This window comes from Nesterenkonia rhizosphaerae, assembly GCF_039544555.1.
Classification (GTDB): Bacteria; Actinomycetota; Actinomycetes; order Actinomycetales; family Micrococcaceae; genus Nesterenkonia; species Nesterenkonia rhizosphaerae.
The window spans coordinates 465,740-481,338 of record NZ_BAABLW010000007.1 but is presented as its reverse complement, the minus strand read 5'-3'; the positions used below and the strand labels follow the sequence as shown (position 1 = coordinate 481,338).

The 15,599-nt window shown below is 63.6% G+C and carries 12 protein-coding genes; 5 read left to right on the top strand and 7 right to left on the bottom strand.

Annotation, left to right across the window (positions count from 1 at the left end; all coding sequences use genetic code 11):
• Nucleotides 1-37 precede the first annotated feature (37 nt).
• Entirely contained in the window at nucleotides 38-445 is a 408-nt protein-coding gene (locus ABEA23_RS07920) for a hypothetical protein (RefSeq protein ID WP_345477515.1), read from the bottom strand.
• A 122-nt stretch (nucleotides 446-567) separates the two neighbouring features.
• Between ABEA23_RS07920 and ABEA23_RS07915 the strand changes: the two genes are divergently transcribed.
• On the top strand, nucleotides 568-1,416 hold the full coding sequence (locus ABEA23_RS07915) for an SDR family NAD(P)-dependent oxidoreductase (RefSeq protein ID WP_345477514.1): 849 nt from the start codon (nucleotides 568-570) through the stop codon (nucleotides 1,414-1,416).
• A gap of 82 nt (nucleotides 1,417-1,498) precedes the next feature.
• Here the strand turns inward: ABEA23_RS07915 and ABEA23_RS07910 are convergent, their stop codons facing one another.
• Entirely contained in the window at nucleotides 1,499-2,926 is a 1,428-nt protein-coding gene (locus ABEA23_RS07910) for a mechanosensitive ion channel family protein (protein ID WP_345477513.1), read from the bottom strand.
• A gap of 109 nt (nucleotides 2,927-3,035) precedes the next feature.
• On the opposite strand from ABEA23_RS07910, the gene hisD reads away from it, so the two are divergent.
• Nucleotides 3,036-4,343, top strand: coding sequence for a histidinol dehydrogenase (gene hisD / locus ABEA23_RS07905; protein ID WP_345477512.1), 1,308 nt, complete (start codon nucleotides 3,036-3,038; stop codon nucleotides 4,341-4,343).
• Nucleotides 4,344-4,444: 101 nt separating this feature from the next.
• On the opposite strand, the gene ABEA23_RS07900 is transcribed toward hisD, so the two are convergent.
• Complete coding sequence (locus tag ABEA23_RS07900; RefSeq protein WP_345477511.1) at nucleotides 4,445-7,897, bottom strand: SH3 domain-containing protein; 3,453 nt, start codon at nucleotides 7,895-7,897, stop codon at nucleotides 4,445-4,447.
• Nucleotides 7,898-8,476: 579 nt separating this feature from the next.
• Here ABEA23_RS07900 and ABEA23_RS07895 point away from each other — a divergent pair.
• Together ABEA23_RS07895 and ABEA23_RS07890 are read left to right on the top strand one after the other, a co-directional pair.
• Nucleotides 8,477-8,863, top strand: a complete 387-nt coding sequence (locus ABEA23_RS07895) for an RNA-binding S4 domain-containing protein (protein ID WP_260072502.1) — start codon at nucleotides 8,477-8,479, stop codon at nucleotides 8,861-8,863.
• 15 nt (nucleotides 8,864-8,878) lie between these two features.
• Nucleotides 8,879-9,229: a bifunctional 3-phenylpropionate/cinnamic acid dioxygenase ferredoxin subunit gene (locus tag ABEA23_RS07890; RefSeq protein ID WP_345477510.1), complete on the top strand. Its 351-nt coding sequence runs from the start codon at nucleotides 8,879-8,881 to the stop codon at nucleotides 9,227-9,229.
• Between the two features lie 262 nt (nucleotides 9,230-9,491).
• Here the strand turns inward: ABEA23_RS07890 and ABEA23_RS07885 are convergent, their stop codons facing one another.
• The 3 genes from ABEA23_RS07885 to ABEA23_RS07875 are packed head-to-tail and all read right to left on the bottom strand — an operon-like array spanning nucleotide 9,492 to nucleotide 11,611.
• Nucleotides 9,492-10,238, bottom strand: coding sequence for a hypothetical protein (locus ABEA23_RS07885; protein ID WP_044496049.1), 747 nt, complete (start codon nucleotides 10,236-10,238; stop codon nucleotides 9,492-9,494).
• A gap of 3 nt (nucleotides 10,239-10,241) precedes the next feature.
• The gene (locus tag ABEA23_RS07880) at nucleotides 10,242-11,171 is read right to left on the bottom strand and encodes an ABC transporter ATP-binding protein (protein ID WP_345477508.1); all 930 of its coding nucleotides are present in this window, start codon (nucleotides 11,169-11,171) and stop codon (nucleotides 10,242-10,244) included.
• Nucleotides 11,172-11,200: 29 nt separating this feature from the next.
• Nucleotides 11,201-11,611: a GntR family transcriptional regulator gene (locus ABEA23_RS07875; RefSeq protein WP_345478645.1), complete on the bottom strand. Its 411-nt coding sequence runs from the start codon at nucleotides 11,609-11,611 to the stop codon at nucleotides 11,201-11,203.
• 176 nt (nucleotides 11,612-11,787) lie between these two features.
• Here ABEA23_RS07875 and ABEA23_RS07870 point away from each other — a divergent pair, with 176 nt between their 5' ends.
• Nucleotides 11,788-12,579, top strand: a complete 792-nt coding sequence (locus tag ABEA23_RS07870; RefSeq protein WP_260072525.1) for an HAD-IIA family hydrolase — start codon at nucleotides 11,788-11,790, stop codon at nucleotides 12,577-12,579.
• On the opposite strand, the gene ABEA23_RS07865 is transcribed toward ABEA23_RS07870, so the two are convergent.
• A complete protein-coding gene (locus ABEA23_RS07865; protein ID WP_345477507.1) occupies nucleotides 12,576-15,545 on the bottom strand; it encodes an FAD-binding and (Fe-S)-binding domain-containing protein in 2,970 nt (989 codons plus the stop codon). The genes ABEA23_RS07870 and ABEA23_RS07865 overlap by 4 nt on opposite strands.
• Nucleotides 15,546-15,599: the final 54 nt, after the last annotated feature.

Here is a 15,599-nt window from a genome sequence, read left to right as displayed (position 1 = left end):
GAACCGGCCGCGCTTCAGGTCCGGACCCGCGCGTGGTCTAGAACGGCCGCTTGATATAGGGCAGCTGGGACCAGCGGATCTCTTCTACGCGCACGCCTTCAGACTGCAGCTGATCAACCAGTGCGCTGGCCGCTTTCGCCAGCCTCTCGAAGGCGTCTGGGGAGCTCTCTCCCACCACCCCGGAGGCGTAGCAGGTCACCACAAGCACAGGCCGACCCCACGAGTCCTGGTCGCGTTGCTGCACCACAGCCAGTTGCCCGTCGGTGACACCGGTGAGTGGACCATCGGGTAAGTCTTCGCGGAAGTAGTCCATGAAGCCGGTGAGTTCTTCCACCACCTGCTCCACGGCATCGAGGTCATCAGCGGCAATACGTGCTTGTAAGGGCGCCCACTCATCACCGGCTAAACGGGACGGTCCCCACTCACTCTGTTTGTTCCACCGCACAGGCTCCTCCTCCGCCTCTTCAGGGTTAGCTACCCCGGCATCTCTGTGATGCCACAACAGCCTGAACGCAGGCTGTAAGGATCTGGCGCCGGCGTCCATTTGGGCACTCTACGATATCCCCCATGGGCACCCATACAGCAGTCATTACAGGTTCCACCGCAGGCCTCGGAGCCGCCTTCGCGAGGCAGCTGGCAGCCCAGGGATATGACCTGGTGCTGGTGGCCCGCAGCGGCGAGCGGCTCGAAGCGCAGGCCGAATCCCTCTCCGCGCAGTATAAAGTCCGTGCCGATGTCATCATCGCTGACCTGACCACCTCTGATGGTGTAGACGCGGTAGCCGAGCGCTTGGCTGATGAAGCCAATCCGGTCCACCTGCTGATCAACAACGCCGGCCACGGCTTGGCGGGCGACTTCCTAGATAATGACCTGCAGGATGAGCGGGATCTGCTGCGTCTGCACGTGCAGACCACCATGGAGCTCACGCATACCGCTGCCCGCGGCATGGTCCGGCGCCGCGGTGGGCGCATCATCAACGTTGCCTCGGTGGCTGGATTCACACCCACCGGCACCTACTCCGCTGCCAAGTCCTGGGTCATCAACTTCTCCAAGGCTCTGCACCAGCAGCTGAAGGCCGACGGCGTCACCGTCACCGCTCTGTGCCCGGGTCTGGTCCGCACCGAGTTCCACTCGCGTTCAAAGATCACCGTGGCCGGGGCCAAGAAGTGGATGTGGCTCGATGCCGAGGATGTGGTGCGCGCAGGCTTGACTGCCAATGCTCAGGGAGCTGCTGTCAGCGTCCCGTCGCGCACCTACCAGGCGCTGACGGCATCTCTGCGGTTCATCCCCGACCCCGTGGTGCAGTGGGCCACCGGACGCGGGATGGGTGTACCGGGCCAGGATCAGGACCAGGACGAGAGCACCTCAGCTCCCCAGCAACTGACCTCCGGGGAGACAAAGGGCAAGTCCGCATAGGGCAGCATCTCCTCTTCTGCGGCGCTGACCTGACGGAATCGTTCGCCCGGGCCGCTGTCCGCCCGGGCGAATCATCCCGACCTTAGTCTTCGTCCTGCCGCTCGCGACGCTCCCGGTAGGCGTCCTCCCCCGGTCCCGCGAAGTCCCGATTACGTTCAACAGCCTGGATCGAGCCGGTGAACAGTGAAGCATCCTGTGAGGATTCGGTGCGGATCTCTGTGGCCGCGGCTGGGCTGGCCGGGGCGTCGTCGTCTTTGTCTACGGCCCCGAATTGGCCGGTAGCCACCGGTTCCGGCTTCTGCCCGAGGGCTTCTTCATTGGTGATCAGCATCCTCTGGGTCATCACCGCATAGGGGTGCTCGGTGCGCAGGTAGTTGACCAGATCCTCGCGGATCAAACAGCGCAGATCCCACAGCTCGCCAGAATTGCGCGCAGAAACCACCACCCGAGTCTTGATGTGCCCCTCTACAGCTTCAATCACCTGCACGCTGTATGTATCGCCGTCCCACAGCGGGGTGGAGTCCAGTAGGCGCTTCAGGCGTGCACGCAGCGCGTCCATAGGCACCCGCCAGTCGACGTCGAGCTCCACGGTGCCCAGCAGCTCAGTTCCGACTCGAGTCCAGTTCTCAAATGGTGTGGCCACAAAATGGGCACTGGGGTAGATGAAGCGACGTCCATCCCAAGATTTGATGACCACTGTGGAGAGGGTGATCTCCTCCACTGTGCCGAAGTTCTCCTCGATGACCACGACGTCGCCCACCCGGATGGAGTCGGTGAAGGCCAACTGGATGCCGGCAAAGACATTGGCCAGGGTGGACTGCATGGCAAGACCAGCCACCACAGATACCACACCGGCGGAGGCCAGCAGTCCGGCCCCGAGCCCGCGCACATCCTCGTTCAGCAGCAGCACAGCGGCCACTGCGAGGGTGATGATGACTGCCGCCAAGATTCGCCCGATCAGGTCCACCTGGGTCTGCACACGCCGGCCCCGGCGGTCTTCGGCCTCAAGCTCGCCTTCCCCGATGTAGCGAGAGAGAATCACCGCCTCAACGATTCTGACCACCCGCAGCGCCCACCAGGCCACAGAGACGATGACCGCAATGTTCAGCACCACAAAAAGCGGCTGGCGCCACCATAGGTCAGTGTCGGTGGCGTAGTTGACGCTCAGCGCAGAGCCGGCAAAGAGCAGCACGCTGAACAGCGGTGCCTGCGTGCGGCCGATGGCGCGTTTGACCTGAGCAGAGCGGCGGAAGATCTGCTTCATCACGGTGGAGGTCACCAGAGTGATGACCAGGGCGACCACCACCGTTAAGCCCACGCCGATCAGCAGCCCCATGAATGGTCCTGCGTTGGAGACCAGCTGCTCGAACTCTTCTGGGATGTGGTCCTCTACCTCGCTGGTGATCCCGTTGGCCGGATTCTGCGTGGCGGCATCCTCATCAAAGAGCGGCTCCTGGGTGTCGCTGAGGAGGAGGGCAGTAGGTGATGAGACGGCGGGGAAGAAAACCATGTGGGGAATGATGGCACGCGTAGGGTGGAGAATGAAACCGTCACGCGCTGCTTTCGGGAGTCCTTTGGCAGGGTGTGACGCATATCTACACGCATCTTCGAGGAGGACCATGCTCACGTTCAGGGATCTGCGCGGAAGTTCCGTGGACCCGCTGTCTGTTCTGCCCAGGGCTGAGCAGGACATCTCTGCCACCGCGGCTACGGTGACCCCCATTCTGGAGCAGGTCCGCACCGGCGGGGCAGAAGCTCTGCTGGACCTCTCCGAACGGTTCGACGGCGTGCGGCCCCCTGCTCTACGGGTGCCCACCGAACAGCTGAATCAGGCTCTGGCAACTTTGGACCCGGCAGTACGTGCTGCCCTGGAGACGCTGATTGTGCGTGCGCGCGAAGTGCATTCGGCCCAGCTTCCTCCTGGCTCGGTGGTCTCTCCAGCTCCCGACGCTCGGGTGACCAACCGCTGGATCCCCGTGCAGCGGGTGGGTCTCTACGTGCCTGGGGGCCAGGCAGTGTATCCCTCATCTGTGGTGATGAACGTGGTTCCGGCCCAGGTGGCGGGGGTGCGCTCTCTGGCGATCGCCTCTCCCCCGCAGCGCGAGTTCGGAGGGTGGCCGCATCCTACTGTGGTGGCGGCTGCGGCTCTGCTGGGTGTTGAGGAGGTCTACGCCGTCGGCGGTGCCCAGGCTGTGGGTATGTTCGCCTACGGTGCTCTGGGGGCTGATGGTCAGCAGCTGTGCCCGCCGGTCTCGCTAATCACCGGTCCTGGCAATATTTACGTAGCGACCGCCAAGCGGGCGGTGCAGGGCGTAGTGGGCATAGATGCTGAGGCCGGGCCCACAGAAATCATGGTGCTCGCCGATGAGACCGCTCCGGCGAACCTCGTGGCCGCCGATCTGATCTCGCAGGCCGAACATGATGAGCTGGCCGCGGCAGTGCTGGTGACACCTTCGGCAAAGCTGGCCGAAGCGGTGCGTTCCCAGGTGGAGGAGCAGGTAGACGCTACTGAGCACAAGGACCGTGTCAAACAGTCCCTCTCCGGGACCCAGTCCGCAGTGCTGCTGGTGGACTCGATGGATGATGCAGTGGAGATCGCCAATGCCTATGGGGCTGAGCACCTGGAGATCATGACCGGCAACGATGAGAACCTGGTGGATCGCATTCACAATGCCGGGGCGATCTTTGTCGGCTCATACTCACCGGTGTCGTTGGGGGATTACTGCGCTGGTTCCAACCATGTGCTGCCCACCGGCGGGGCATCGGCGTACTCCTCGGGGCTGAATGTCACCAGCTTCCTGCGTTCCCAGCAGGTCATTCACTACGGGCGTGAGGGCTTAGGCCATGTGGCTGAGCATGTCACCGCTCTTGCCGCCGCCGAAGGGCTTCCAGCCCACGGGGATGCGGTGACTGCCCGCTTCCGCTGATTCGCTGTCCGCCTGAGGTAGACACAGCAGGGGTCCTGTTCCTCCTTCGGAGTATTCCGGAAGGGAACAGGACCCCTGCTGCGTGTGGCTGTGGTTGGCCCTTAGGCCGGGGTGATGTAGCCGGTGCTGACCCAGCCGGTGTAGCTGTCCCCGGCATGGGTGTATTCCACGCGGATCCAGTCACCGCGGCGTTCCAGTGCCGAGAGCGTGGTGCCACGCGGGATCTGGACCAGTTTCTCCGCGGAGGTGCTGGGCTCTTCGCGCAGCGGCACGGAGAAGCTGGCGGTCCACTGGTCCGTCGAGCTCACGCTGGAGACGGTGCTGGCGCTGGGGTGTACGGCGTAGTAGCTGTCTCCCCATCCGCCCGGATCGCCCTGCAGGTTCAGCTGGGTCTTGCAGGATGGCCAAGCGCCCCAGCCCTGGTGCTTCCAGAGCTCATAGGCGCGAGTGATCTGCTCCTGCTTGGAGGCCTGGTGCGGAAGGCCACTGCCGCCCACCCACTCCCAGGAGCCCTTGGAGAACTGCAGGCCGCCGTAGTAACCGTTACCGGTATTGATGGACCAGTTTCCGCTGGACTCGCACTGGGCCAGTTTGTCCCAGGCTGAGCTGTAAGGCCCGTGCGGGCTCTTGGCATGCATACCGCTGGTGGCAGGCGTTGACCCGGAGTTTGAGCCTGAGCCCGAATTCGAACCAGAACCGGAGCTCGAATCAGAGCCGGAGGTAGAACCCGAACCTGAGTTGGAGCCGGAGCTCGAGCTAGAACCAGAGCTCGAGCTAGAACCAGAGCTCGAGCTAGAACCGGAGTTCGAACCACTACTGGACCCGGATCCGGAACCGGTGTTGGAACCGGCCGCACTCGGCGCAGCCACCGTGGGGACTGATGCCGAGGATGGCACATCGAGGTACTCCCCCCACATCCAGCCGGTATTGCCAGCAATGCGCACCTGGTACCAGCCGTTGCGCTGACCCAACAGCTCAACCCGCTGGCTGGGGCTGATCGAGGCAATCACCCGATCACTGGTGCTGGGACCGGAGCGCATGTTCTGCCACATCGTGGTGACAGCGGTGTTGCCGGCCGACGACGGAGTCGTGGGCCGGGCCGGAGCAGGGCTCGGCGAGGGGCTCGGCGTAGCTGAGGGCGCCGGGGCAGGCTGTGTGCTAGGCCGTTCAGAGGGGGTCGGCTGAGCACTCGGCGTCGGCTGGGCACTAGGCGTCGGCTGAGCCGTGGGGCTCGGGCTCGACGACTCACTCGGGGCAGCCGGTGCGCTCGGGGTAGCCGGTGCACTCGGTGTGGGCTGTGCTGAAGGAGTCGGCCGGGGTGTGCTCGGTGCGGCTGAAGATGCCGAGCCGGAGTTGCCGGAGGAGCCGGAAGCCGAAGACCCGGTAGTGGACGAGTCAGTAGTGGACGACCCAGCGCTAGACGATCCGCTAGCCGAGGAACCTGCGCTGGAGGAGCCTGAGTTGGAAGAACCGCTGCTCGAGGATCCGGTGTTCGGGGCCTGGGCGGCTGCGGAGGCGGGTAGGTCTAGATAGTCGCCCCACATCCAGCCAGTTCCTGCGGTGGTACGCACCTGGAACCACCCGTTGCGCTGATCCAGCACCTCCATTCGCTGACCCGGTGCCACAGTGCGAGTCACGCCGTGGGAGAGCCCGGGGCCCGAACGCATGTTCTGCCACATAGTGGTGGTGGCGTGGTCGCTGCGCGAGGCCGAGGATGAGCTGCTAGCGCCAGAAGACGACGAGCTGGAACCTGAAGTGTCTGAACCCGAGGTGTTCGAGCCAGTCGATGCGCTGCTGGAGCCCGATGACTGACGCTCGCTGGGGGCCGCAGGGGCCGGTGCACTCAGGTATCCAGAGTGCACCCATAGGGTCCGTGATCCCCGCGCGAAGCTCACCCACTCCCCGCTGCGACCGGTCACCTGAACGCGCTCCCCCGGAGCCAGCACAGTGACCACGCTAGAGCTCATACCGGGACCGCTTCGGGCGTTGAGGTACACGCCGTTGACGGTATGGGCACCGGCCGATTGTGCGGAGTCGGTGGAGCCAGTATTCGAGGAGCTTGAACCCACGGAGCCGGAGCTGGAGGACCCGGAGGAAGCAGACTCTGAGGACGATCCGGAAGAGGATGAACCCGTGCCAGTTGAGGTACTGCCGCCTACCGGCTCCAGATACGCACCATGGGACCACACCTGACGACCATTACGGGTGAACTGCACCCACTGGCCGCTACGGCCGGTGACGGTGATGCGCTCGCCGGCGGGCATGCCCTGCACTACAGGGTGCTGAGTACCCGGGCCGCTGCGCGCGTTCAGCGGGGTCGTCACGCGGAAGGTACCTGCAGCGGCGGTGGGCTGCGTGGCAGGCTGCCCACCTGATGCGCCCTCGGCACCAGGAGTGTTAGTTGCTGGCGTAGGCGCCGACGGGGCGCTTCCACCCTGGGAAGCGCCGCTGACTGGCTGGATGTAGGCGCTATGTGACCAGACCTGCTGGCCGTTTCTGGTGAACTGGACCCATGAGCCCTGAGCCGCCGTCACAGTGATCTCCTCACCGGTAGGCATTCCTTGGACAACTGGATGATGAGTGCCGGGACCGCTGCGTGCATTCAGCGGCGTGGTCACGCGGTAGACGCGCCCAGCCTGAGGCGCGGTGTTTCCGCTGGAGGCTGGATTCACCGCTGCTGCCGAGGGCCGGGTAGGGGTCAAGTGACCTAGCTGCACCCAGCCGGTCTGGCCCGCGGCAGTCACGCGGACAAAGCCATTGGAGGAGTCCCCCGGCTCCGAAGTGACCGCAGTACCGCGTCCCAGCTGACGCAGTACCGGTGCGGTGCTGCTGGCTTGTGAGCGCAGTGCAGTGGATTCGGCAGTGAAATAGTCGCAGGTCTGCGGCGTGCTCTGCTGCTGGACGCGGGCAGCCCCAGCGCGCAGGTCGACCCCCCGCTGAGCCAGCCACTGTGCCGGATCCAGCGCAGTGCCGGTGTGCCAGCCGCCCTTCCAGATCTCCAGGTGCAGATGCGGCACCACAGTCGGGCCGGAGGTGCCCACCAGCCCGATGGTCTGTCCCACCCGCACGGTGTCTCCGACCTTCACGTGGCTTTCGGCATCCCAGAGATGGATATAGCCGGAGTGGAAGGTCTGCCCACCGATATTGTGTCGCACCACCACGAAGCCTGAACGGCTGGCAGTGCCATGGACTGTGCGCACCACAGTGCCGTCTGCGATGGCGCCAATCGGGGTACCTTCGGACACCAGCAGATCCTGGCCCAGATGATACGTGGAGGCACCCTGCACCGAAATGCAGCGCGGACCGTGCCCAGAGCTGAAGGTATAGGCGTGCCCAGCCAGCGGGTCGGCGAAGCGGGTATCGGTACGGGAGGTGCGTAGCTCGATTCCGCCGGAGAGGCCGGCAGCTGGTGAGAAACCAGCTGTACCGGTCAGCGGCTGCGGCAGTGGTGCAAAATCTGGTGCGGGGGCGGCTTGCGCAGCAGCAGCGCTCATAGGCACGCTCAGGCCGACGGCCAAAGTGCCGATGACCGCTGCCGGGAGTTTCTTCGGCACGGGTCTTTCCTCACTAGTCGATCGGGCAGAACGACTCCTCATCGCAGCGACGGCACGCCACTGCAGGTACGACGGAACCACCCAGAGGCTGTGAAGCGATGGGAAGCAGACAAAGCCCCTGGTCAGTCAAAGGTCACTGTAGCCACAACCCCCTCATCAGCGGCAGGGCGGCATTCGAGTCCAGGTTTAAGCCTTTTAGCGACACTTAAGGAGTCTCCGTCGGAGGAACACGAGAAGGGCAGCGCCCTCCCCGAACAGTGCCACTACCGCAGGACACTGTCGGGGCATCGCGCTGCCCTTCTTAGGTCAACTATTTCAACCCCTGTGCCGCCTCGAGCCGGGTCGACACGTTCGCGAAGGTGATCGTAATGAGACTGTTATGCGAGCCCACCATTTGACCGGGCTAAAAACTCATAGGGAGCTTCCAGCTTCTATGCATGGTGCTCTCAATGAGGCCTCCTAGATTAATAAGTGCCTCTTCAAGGTGCGAGTGATTCATACAGGCCCCGGATCGAGATCAAAGCGTCCCCCTCACGCTCTCGGTTCGGGGTCTGTTCTCGTATCACTAGACTTTCCTCTATGACGGAAGCCCCCACCACGCCGGTCCGCCTGGACGCATGGCTGTGGTCTGTGCGGATGTTCAAGACCAGATCCGCGGCCACGGAAGCCTGCCGGGCTGGAAAAATCAAGGTCGACGGCGAACCGATGAAACCTGCCACCAAGATCGTCCCTGGCACGAAGGTTCATATCAGCCGGCCCGGATACGTGGTGATCCTGGAGGTCGTCCACACCTACGCCAAACGCGTGGGCGCCCCTGTGGCGCAGAAGGCCTACCGGGACCACAGCCCCGAACAGATCAAACCCCGCGACGTCGGGCTGCCCCTGCGCGAGCGCGGTACGGGACGTCCCACCAAACGCGAAAGACGCCAGCTGGAGCTGCTGCGCGGATACACCAAAGACCACTGAAGAGGAGACCCATCCATGACACTCAGAGTTGATCTCGGTCCTACACAGCAGTTGCCCGAAGGTGAGGTGATGCGAGCAACGGCCGAGAACACCGGATACACCGGCGATATCGCGGTGGTTCACACCGAGGACGGCGAGTTCTACGCGATCGACGACGAGTGCTCGCACCAGGCTGTCTCGCTCTCGGACGGCTGGGTCGAGGAGGACACTTTGGAGTGTCCGATGCATGCCTCAGCCTTCTGCCTCAAGACCGGGGTGCCTGAGACCCCACCGGCGATGACTCCGGTCAAGACCCACTTGGTGACCGTGGAACAGGACCGCCTGATCCTCCACCCCGGCACGCCTCACCCCGACGCGGAGAGCTAATCGGCCTGTCGAAAAACTCCCAGCAACCTCCCAGGTAGTTTCGGGGTTTCCGTCAAGGTCGATCCGTACATTAATAACTACCTCATCAAGGTGCGAGTGATTCAAGGCCCCGGGCCCGGCATTTTAAGCGTCCCCCTCACGCAGCCGGCCCGGGGTCTTTCTCGTGTCATCACCAAGATCTTCGAACTCCTACCGGGCCTACCTGACAGCGGCCCTGGTAGTTCCGGCGCCTACTCGGCTGGTAGTTCCACCGCAGCCTCGGCTAGGCCGGAGTGGTCTTCCGAATCGTGGCGTAGGTGACTGCTGTCAGCACCAGGGAAGCCGCCGCCAGGTATCCGGAGAAGGTCAGCACTGTCTGTTCGGTCAGCCATCGCCAGGTGTCACCCCAGGCTTCGTTGACTGTAATCAGACCTGCTACTCCGGCAAGTATGACAACTAAGCCGAGAATGCCGATCCACAGCTTCATCAGGCCGAAGCGGCGGTACAGAATAACGATTGCGAACCCTGCGATCATCAGCGCCAAGCACAGCAGGGCTGAGACCAGGCCAGCGCCGAACACCCCTCCGGGGCCGTCAACCAGGAAGGGCAGCGCAAAGGTGTAGGAGTCGACACCGAGACCGTCGGTGGCCTGTTCAATGGCTGCGGCTGCTGCCACTGCCGCACCGAAGAGCAGCGAGACGATGCAAAATGCCAACACCGTTCCCAGCGTGAAGACCCGTCGGCTGTAACTCAGAGCCATCGCAAAGGGGAAAGTATGCGAAGCGGCATAGGCAGCCATGAACACCAAGCACCACAAGGTGGCCTGAGATGCACCGGTATACATGGGCTGGCCGCCGTCAATGCCGCCCTGGCTGTGCACCAGCCAGCCGATTCCTGCGGCAATGGCCCAGGCAGAGAAGAAGACCAGCACTGGCACCAGGACCAGGGACGAAGGCACCAGGAACTGAAGCCCGATGGCGGCTGGCAGGCGGGAGAAGCTTGATCGTGGCATCGATTCGGTAGCAGTCATGGCTCAGCCTTCCTTGTTCTCGGTACGGCCAGCAATCCGGTTCTGGTCCTGCTGACGGGTGGTGAGGCGGACAATCAGCTGCTGCAGGGAGACCGGCACCACGTCCAGGTCAAGCTGCCGCACCCGCTCGCGCTCTGCGTCGTTCAGGGCCCCCAAAACTGTGGTGCGGGCCATGCGTCCAAGCTCCTCGTGATGGAGCAGATCTCGAGGTCCGGCGATCTCTGCGACGGTTTCAGCGCGGCCGACCAGGGTTACTGCGCGTTCACGCAGGTCCTCTACCGGTTCCTGGAGGAGGATCCGGCCCTGATCGATCAGCACCACGTTCTCGATGAGGTGGGCGATCTCATCGATCAGGTGACTGGAGAGCACGATTGTCCTGCGGTGCTCGGCGTAGTCCTCCAGCAGCCGGTCATAGAACAACTGACGAGCCACGGCGTCGAGTCCCATATAGGGCTCATCAAAGAAGGTGACCTCTGCCCGTGAGGCCAGACCGATGATCACACCCACGGCCGAACGCTGACCTCGGGACATCTTCTTGATGCGAGTCTTCTGCGGAACCCGGAAGTCCTCCTGCAGCCGCTGGGCGAAATCCCAGTCCCAGTTCGGGAATGCACTGGCTGCGGCTTTGAAAGCATGCTTTGCCAGCGCATCGTCCGGATAGCGCTGGTCTTCGCGGACGAAGCAGATCCGCGGCAGGACCTGTTCGTTCTCGTAGGGGCTCTGGCCGAACACCTCAACGCGGCCTTCGGTGGGCCAATCCTGGGCGGTGATGATGGACATCAGGGATGTCTTGCCAGCGCCATTGCGCCCGAGCAGGCCATGGATCATGTTCTGCTCAAAGCTCACTGACACGTTGTCCAGTGCTCTGACTTTCTTGTGGCGCCGGGTGAGGCCTTGGACCTCGATCACCGGTGTTGACGCGGTGCCGCTCATCGGCATTCTCCTCTCGAATGCGCTGCGCCCTATGGCTCAGCTGTCTCGTCTTCCTGAGCCCGGATCATCTGAATCACGGACTCCGCCGACAGCCCGATGGCGCGAGCTTCGGCAAGCAAAGGGATGAGGTAGTTCTCTGCGAACTGCTGACGGCGTTCCTCGCGGAGCTTCTCTTGAGCGCCGTCGGCCACGAACATTCCCAGGCCGCGCCGCTTGACCAGGATCTCCCGGTCTACGAGCAGGTTGATCCCTTTGGCCGCGGTGGCCGGGTTGATCCGATGGAAGGCGGCGAGCTCGTTGGTCGATGGCGCCCTGTCACCAGGGACGAGGGTGCCATCCAGCACTGAAGCTTCGATCTGTTCGGCGATCTGCACGAACAGCGGGCGACCTTCTTCCACGCTCACCTCCTCTCCGTCAACTGCGATGAGCTTCCCCAGCATACCCAGTTCACCACCTCTGTGGTTCATTACTTGACTAATTAACCACGGCACTAGTGCAGCTGTCAAGACACCGCCTAGGATGAAGGAAGAAGCGAGGCAGGGCAGAGAGCCGTCCGGCTCGAAACCAAGGTGAGGACGGAGAGCGCGTGAACGACATCGAATGCTGGCTGACCGATATGGACGGGGTGCTAGTGCGCGAGCAGGAAGCACTCCCCGGGGCTGCTGAACTGCTAGAACAGTGGCGCCGCAAGGATCTGCCCTATCTGGTGCTCACCAACAACTCGATCTTCACTGCCCGTGACCTCTCCGCCCGGCTGCGCAATTCAGGGCTTGTTGTTCCCGAAGACCGCATCTGGACCTCCGCTCTGGCCACCGCAACGTTCCTCGCTCAACAGGTGGCTCCTGAGCAGAACGCCTCCGGAAGCGCCTATGTTGTGGGCGAAGCAGGGCTGACCACAGCGCTGCATGAAGCAGGCTTCATCATGACTGAGACCAATCCGGACTACGTCGTCGTCGGCGAGACCCGCAACTACAGCTTCGAGGCCATTACCAAGGCCGTCCGGCTCATCAACGCTGGAGCACGCTTCATCGTCACCAATCCTGACGCCACGGGCCCGAGTCCAGAGGGTGTTCTGCCGGCCACCGGCGCCATCGCCTCACTGATCACCAAAGCGACCGGCAGCGAGCCCTATATTGTCGGCAAGCCTAATCCCATGATGTTCCGTTCGGCCCTGAACCGGCTCGGAGCGCATTCGATGAATACTGCGATGATCGGTGATCGCATGGACACTGACATTGTGGCCGGCATGGAGGCGGGCATGCACACCATTCTGGTGATGACAGGAGTCTCCTCCCAGGCCAGCATCTCCAGTTACCCCTTCCGCCCCAACCGCATCATCGACGGTGTCTATGAGCTGCTGGACGAGCCGCTGGATATCGATTCTGAGGACGCTCGCGGCTCGGCTTAAGCCGTGCCGGCCAGCAGCTCGGCCAGGTGCAGAGTCGGCACACCCTCGAGGTGGTCCAATTGCACCCGGCAGGACATACCGTCGGCCAGCACCACCTTCCGACGCTGACCATCCCGGTCCCGCTGAGCACGCACCGCCGGCAGAAGCGAAGTCTCGGCCACCGCAACGGAGACCTCGTAGTGCCCTTTCTCCATGCCAAAGTTCCCAGCGAGTCCGCAGCACCCGGCGACCTTGGTGACCTTCGCCCCGGCCATCTCCAGCAGCGCCTGATCAACATCCCAGCCGATCACCGAAGACTGGTGACAGTGCGGCTGCGCCACCACATCGACTCCTGAGAGATCCGGCAGCTGGATACGCTCCTCGTCCATGAGGCGATTGACCAGTTCAGCAAAGCTGAGCACCCCGTCTGCCACAGTCTTGGCTTCCTCCCGGTCACTGAGCTGCTGCGTGTCGCTGCGCAGGGTCGCCAGGCAGGAAGGCTCGAGCCCGATCACCGGTACACCGGAGGAGATATAGGGCTCAAGAGTACTGACCACCTCGTCCATCAGCTTCTTCGCCTGGTCGAGCTGGCCGGTGGTGATCCACGGCAGCCCACAGCATCCATCCCGCTGTATCACCTCCACCTTCAGTCCCTGACTGCGCAGAAAATCCAGCGCCGCGAGGCCTGACTGCGGGAAGAAGTGATTGGTGAAGGAGTCCGCCCAGACCCACACATCCGCTTCTGCCGACGGCGACAGCGCCTCGGTCTTGCGGCGTCGTTGGCTGCGCTTGAAGGTGGTGGAGGCAAAGGTCGCGACACCGCGGCGCTGATCGATGCCAGCGATCCACTTCACTGCTGCAGCCACTGCCGGGACCCGCATACTGAAGTTCGCCAATCCCGCTACCGGGGCAGTCAGCCTCGCCCATTGCGGAAGCCTGCCCAGAATGTAGTGAGACCGGGGCCGACGTCGCGTGATCCCGTCCTGATCCCCGCCGTCGTAGGTCTGATAGAGCGCCTCTGACTTATAGCTGGCCATATCGACACCGGCCGGACAGTCTGAAGCGCAACCCTTGCAGGACAGGCACAGATCCAGCGCTTCATGCACAGCAGGATCAGCCAGTCCCTTCACCAACGTTCCGTCCATTGCCTCCTGCAGAATGCGCCCGCGTCCACGGGTGGAGTCCTTCTCCTGACGGGTGGCCAGGTAGCTGGGACACATCACCCCGGTTGTGCGCGGAGCTACACAGCGTCCCACGCCGGTGCAGCGGTGGACAGCGGCCCCGAAGTCGCCATGATCATGCGGCATCCGCATTCCAGGCCAAGGCAGCTCCCGCTTCGGCTGGACCGGTTTGAGGTGGTCGGTATGGGACACCGTGCCGCTGTCATCGGGGGCGGTGATAATCCCGGGATTCAGGAGGTTCTGCGGATCACATATCTGCTTGACCCGGGCGAAGAGATCCAGCGAGGCCTGGTCATACATCAGTGGCAGCAGCTCGGATCGGACCCGCCCATCGCCGTGCTCTCCCGACAGGGAGCCGCCATAGCCGGAGAGTGCCTGTGCACAGGCGACCATGAACTCGCGGAAGACCGCGGTGCTGGAGGGATCCCCATGCTGGAAGGGAAAGTCGATGCGGCAGTGAATGCAGCCGTCACCGAAGTGCCCATAAGGGTAGCCCTGCAGCCCGAACTCCTTCATCAGTGCTTCAAACTCCCGCATCCAGGCCCCCAGATGCTGCGGCGGCACAGCGGCGTCCTCCCACCCTGAATGTGCCGGGGTGGGCAAAGAGATCCCGGCCAGACCGGCGCCGTCCTCACGGATCTTCCACAGCGCTGAAGCTTCGCCTGCCTGATCGATCAGCCGCTCCCCCACCGCACCAGCAGCTGCGCTGACCTGCTGCAGAACATCGCCGGCAGAATCACCGGCAACCTCCACGAAGAGCCAGGACTCACCACGCGGAAGTGTGGGCACCCGTTTGCCTGCTCCGCGCACCAGCGCCACCAGCCGGGAGTCCATCCCCTCGCAGGCAATGAGCCTGCCGGCACCTGCGGCCAGAATGCGCGGGACCGCATCGGCGGCCTCGGCCACATCCGGGAATCCCAGTACCAGCAGCCGGCGTCCTGGTTCGTCCTGAACCAGCCGCACTGTAGCTTCCAGCACAGTTCCCAAAGTGCCCTCGGAACCGGCGAGGAACCGCTCCACGCGTCCGCGCTTCTCCGGCAGCAGATGCTCCATGCTGTACCCGGAGACCTGACGGTCAAAGCGCCCGAAGGACGTGCGGATATGACCCAGATTCTGCGTTGCAAGGTCCAACAGCTGCCTGGCGGTACTCCCCTGCGCCCGCCCGGATCGGGCATCAAAGCTGCCGGTCTCCCCGTTTCCGAACAGCACGGTGAGCGCCTCAATATTGTCCGCAGTGCGCCCGTATCCCAATGCCCTGGAGCCGCAGGCGTTATTGCCGATCATCCCGCCGATAGTGCAGCGGGTGTGCGTAGAGGGGTCCGGACCAAAGCGCAGACCATGCGGGGCAGCTGCTCGCTGCAGATCAGCATGGACAACCCCGGGCTGGACCCGAGCGGTGCGGGACTCGGGGTCGATATCCAGAATCCGGTTCAGGTCACGGGTATCCACCACGATCCCCTCACCCACCGCGTTGCCCGCGATAGAGGTCCCGGCTCCGCGCATGGTGACCGGTACCTGCAGCTGTTGGGAGACCTCGTGGATGGCATGGAGTTCCTCGAGGTGCTGTGGGCGTGCCACCACCTGTGGAACAACCCGGTAGAGGCTGGCGTCAGCTGAGTACATCCCCCGCGTCAGAACGGAGGAATCCACGCCGTGAACCCCCGCCCGCAGCAGCTCCCAGCTCAGCTGTGCGCTGAGCTCCGCTGCTTGGGACCCGGCAGCACCAAAACCTGCGCTGCCTGCGCCTACTGTCTCGGCAGCTGTGCTGTGCGCGTCTGTGCTTTGGGCGTCTGTGGTCGGCCTCACCTTTCGCAGTCTACCTACGAGCGCTGCTCACCACACGGGGATGCCGCAGGAGGT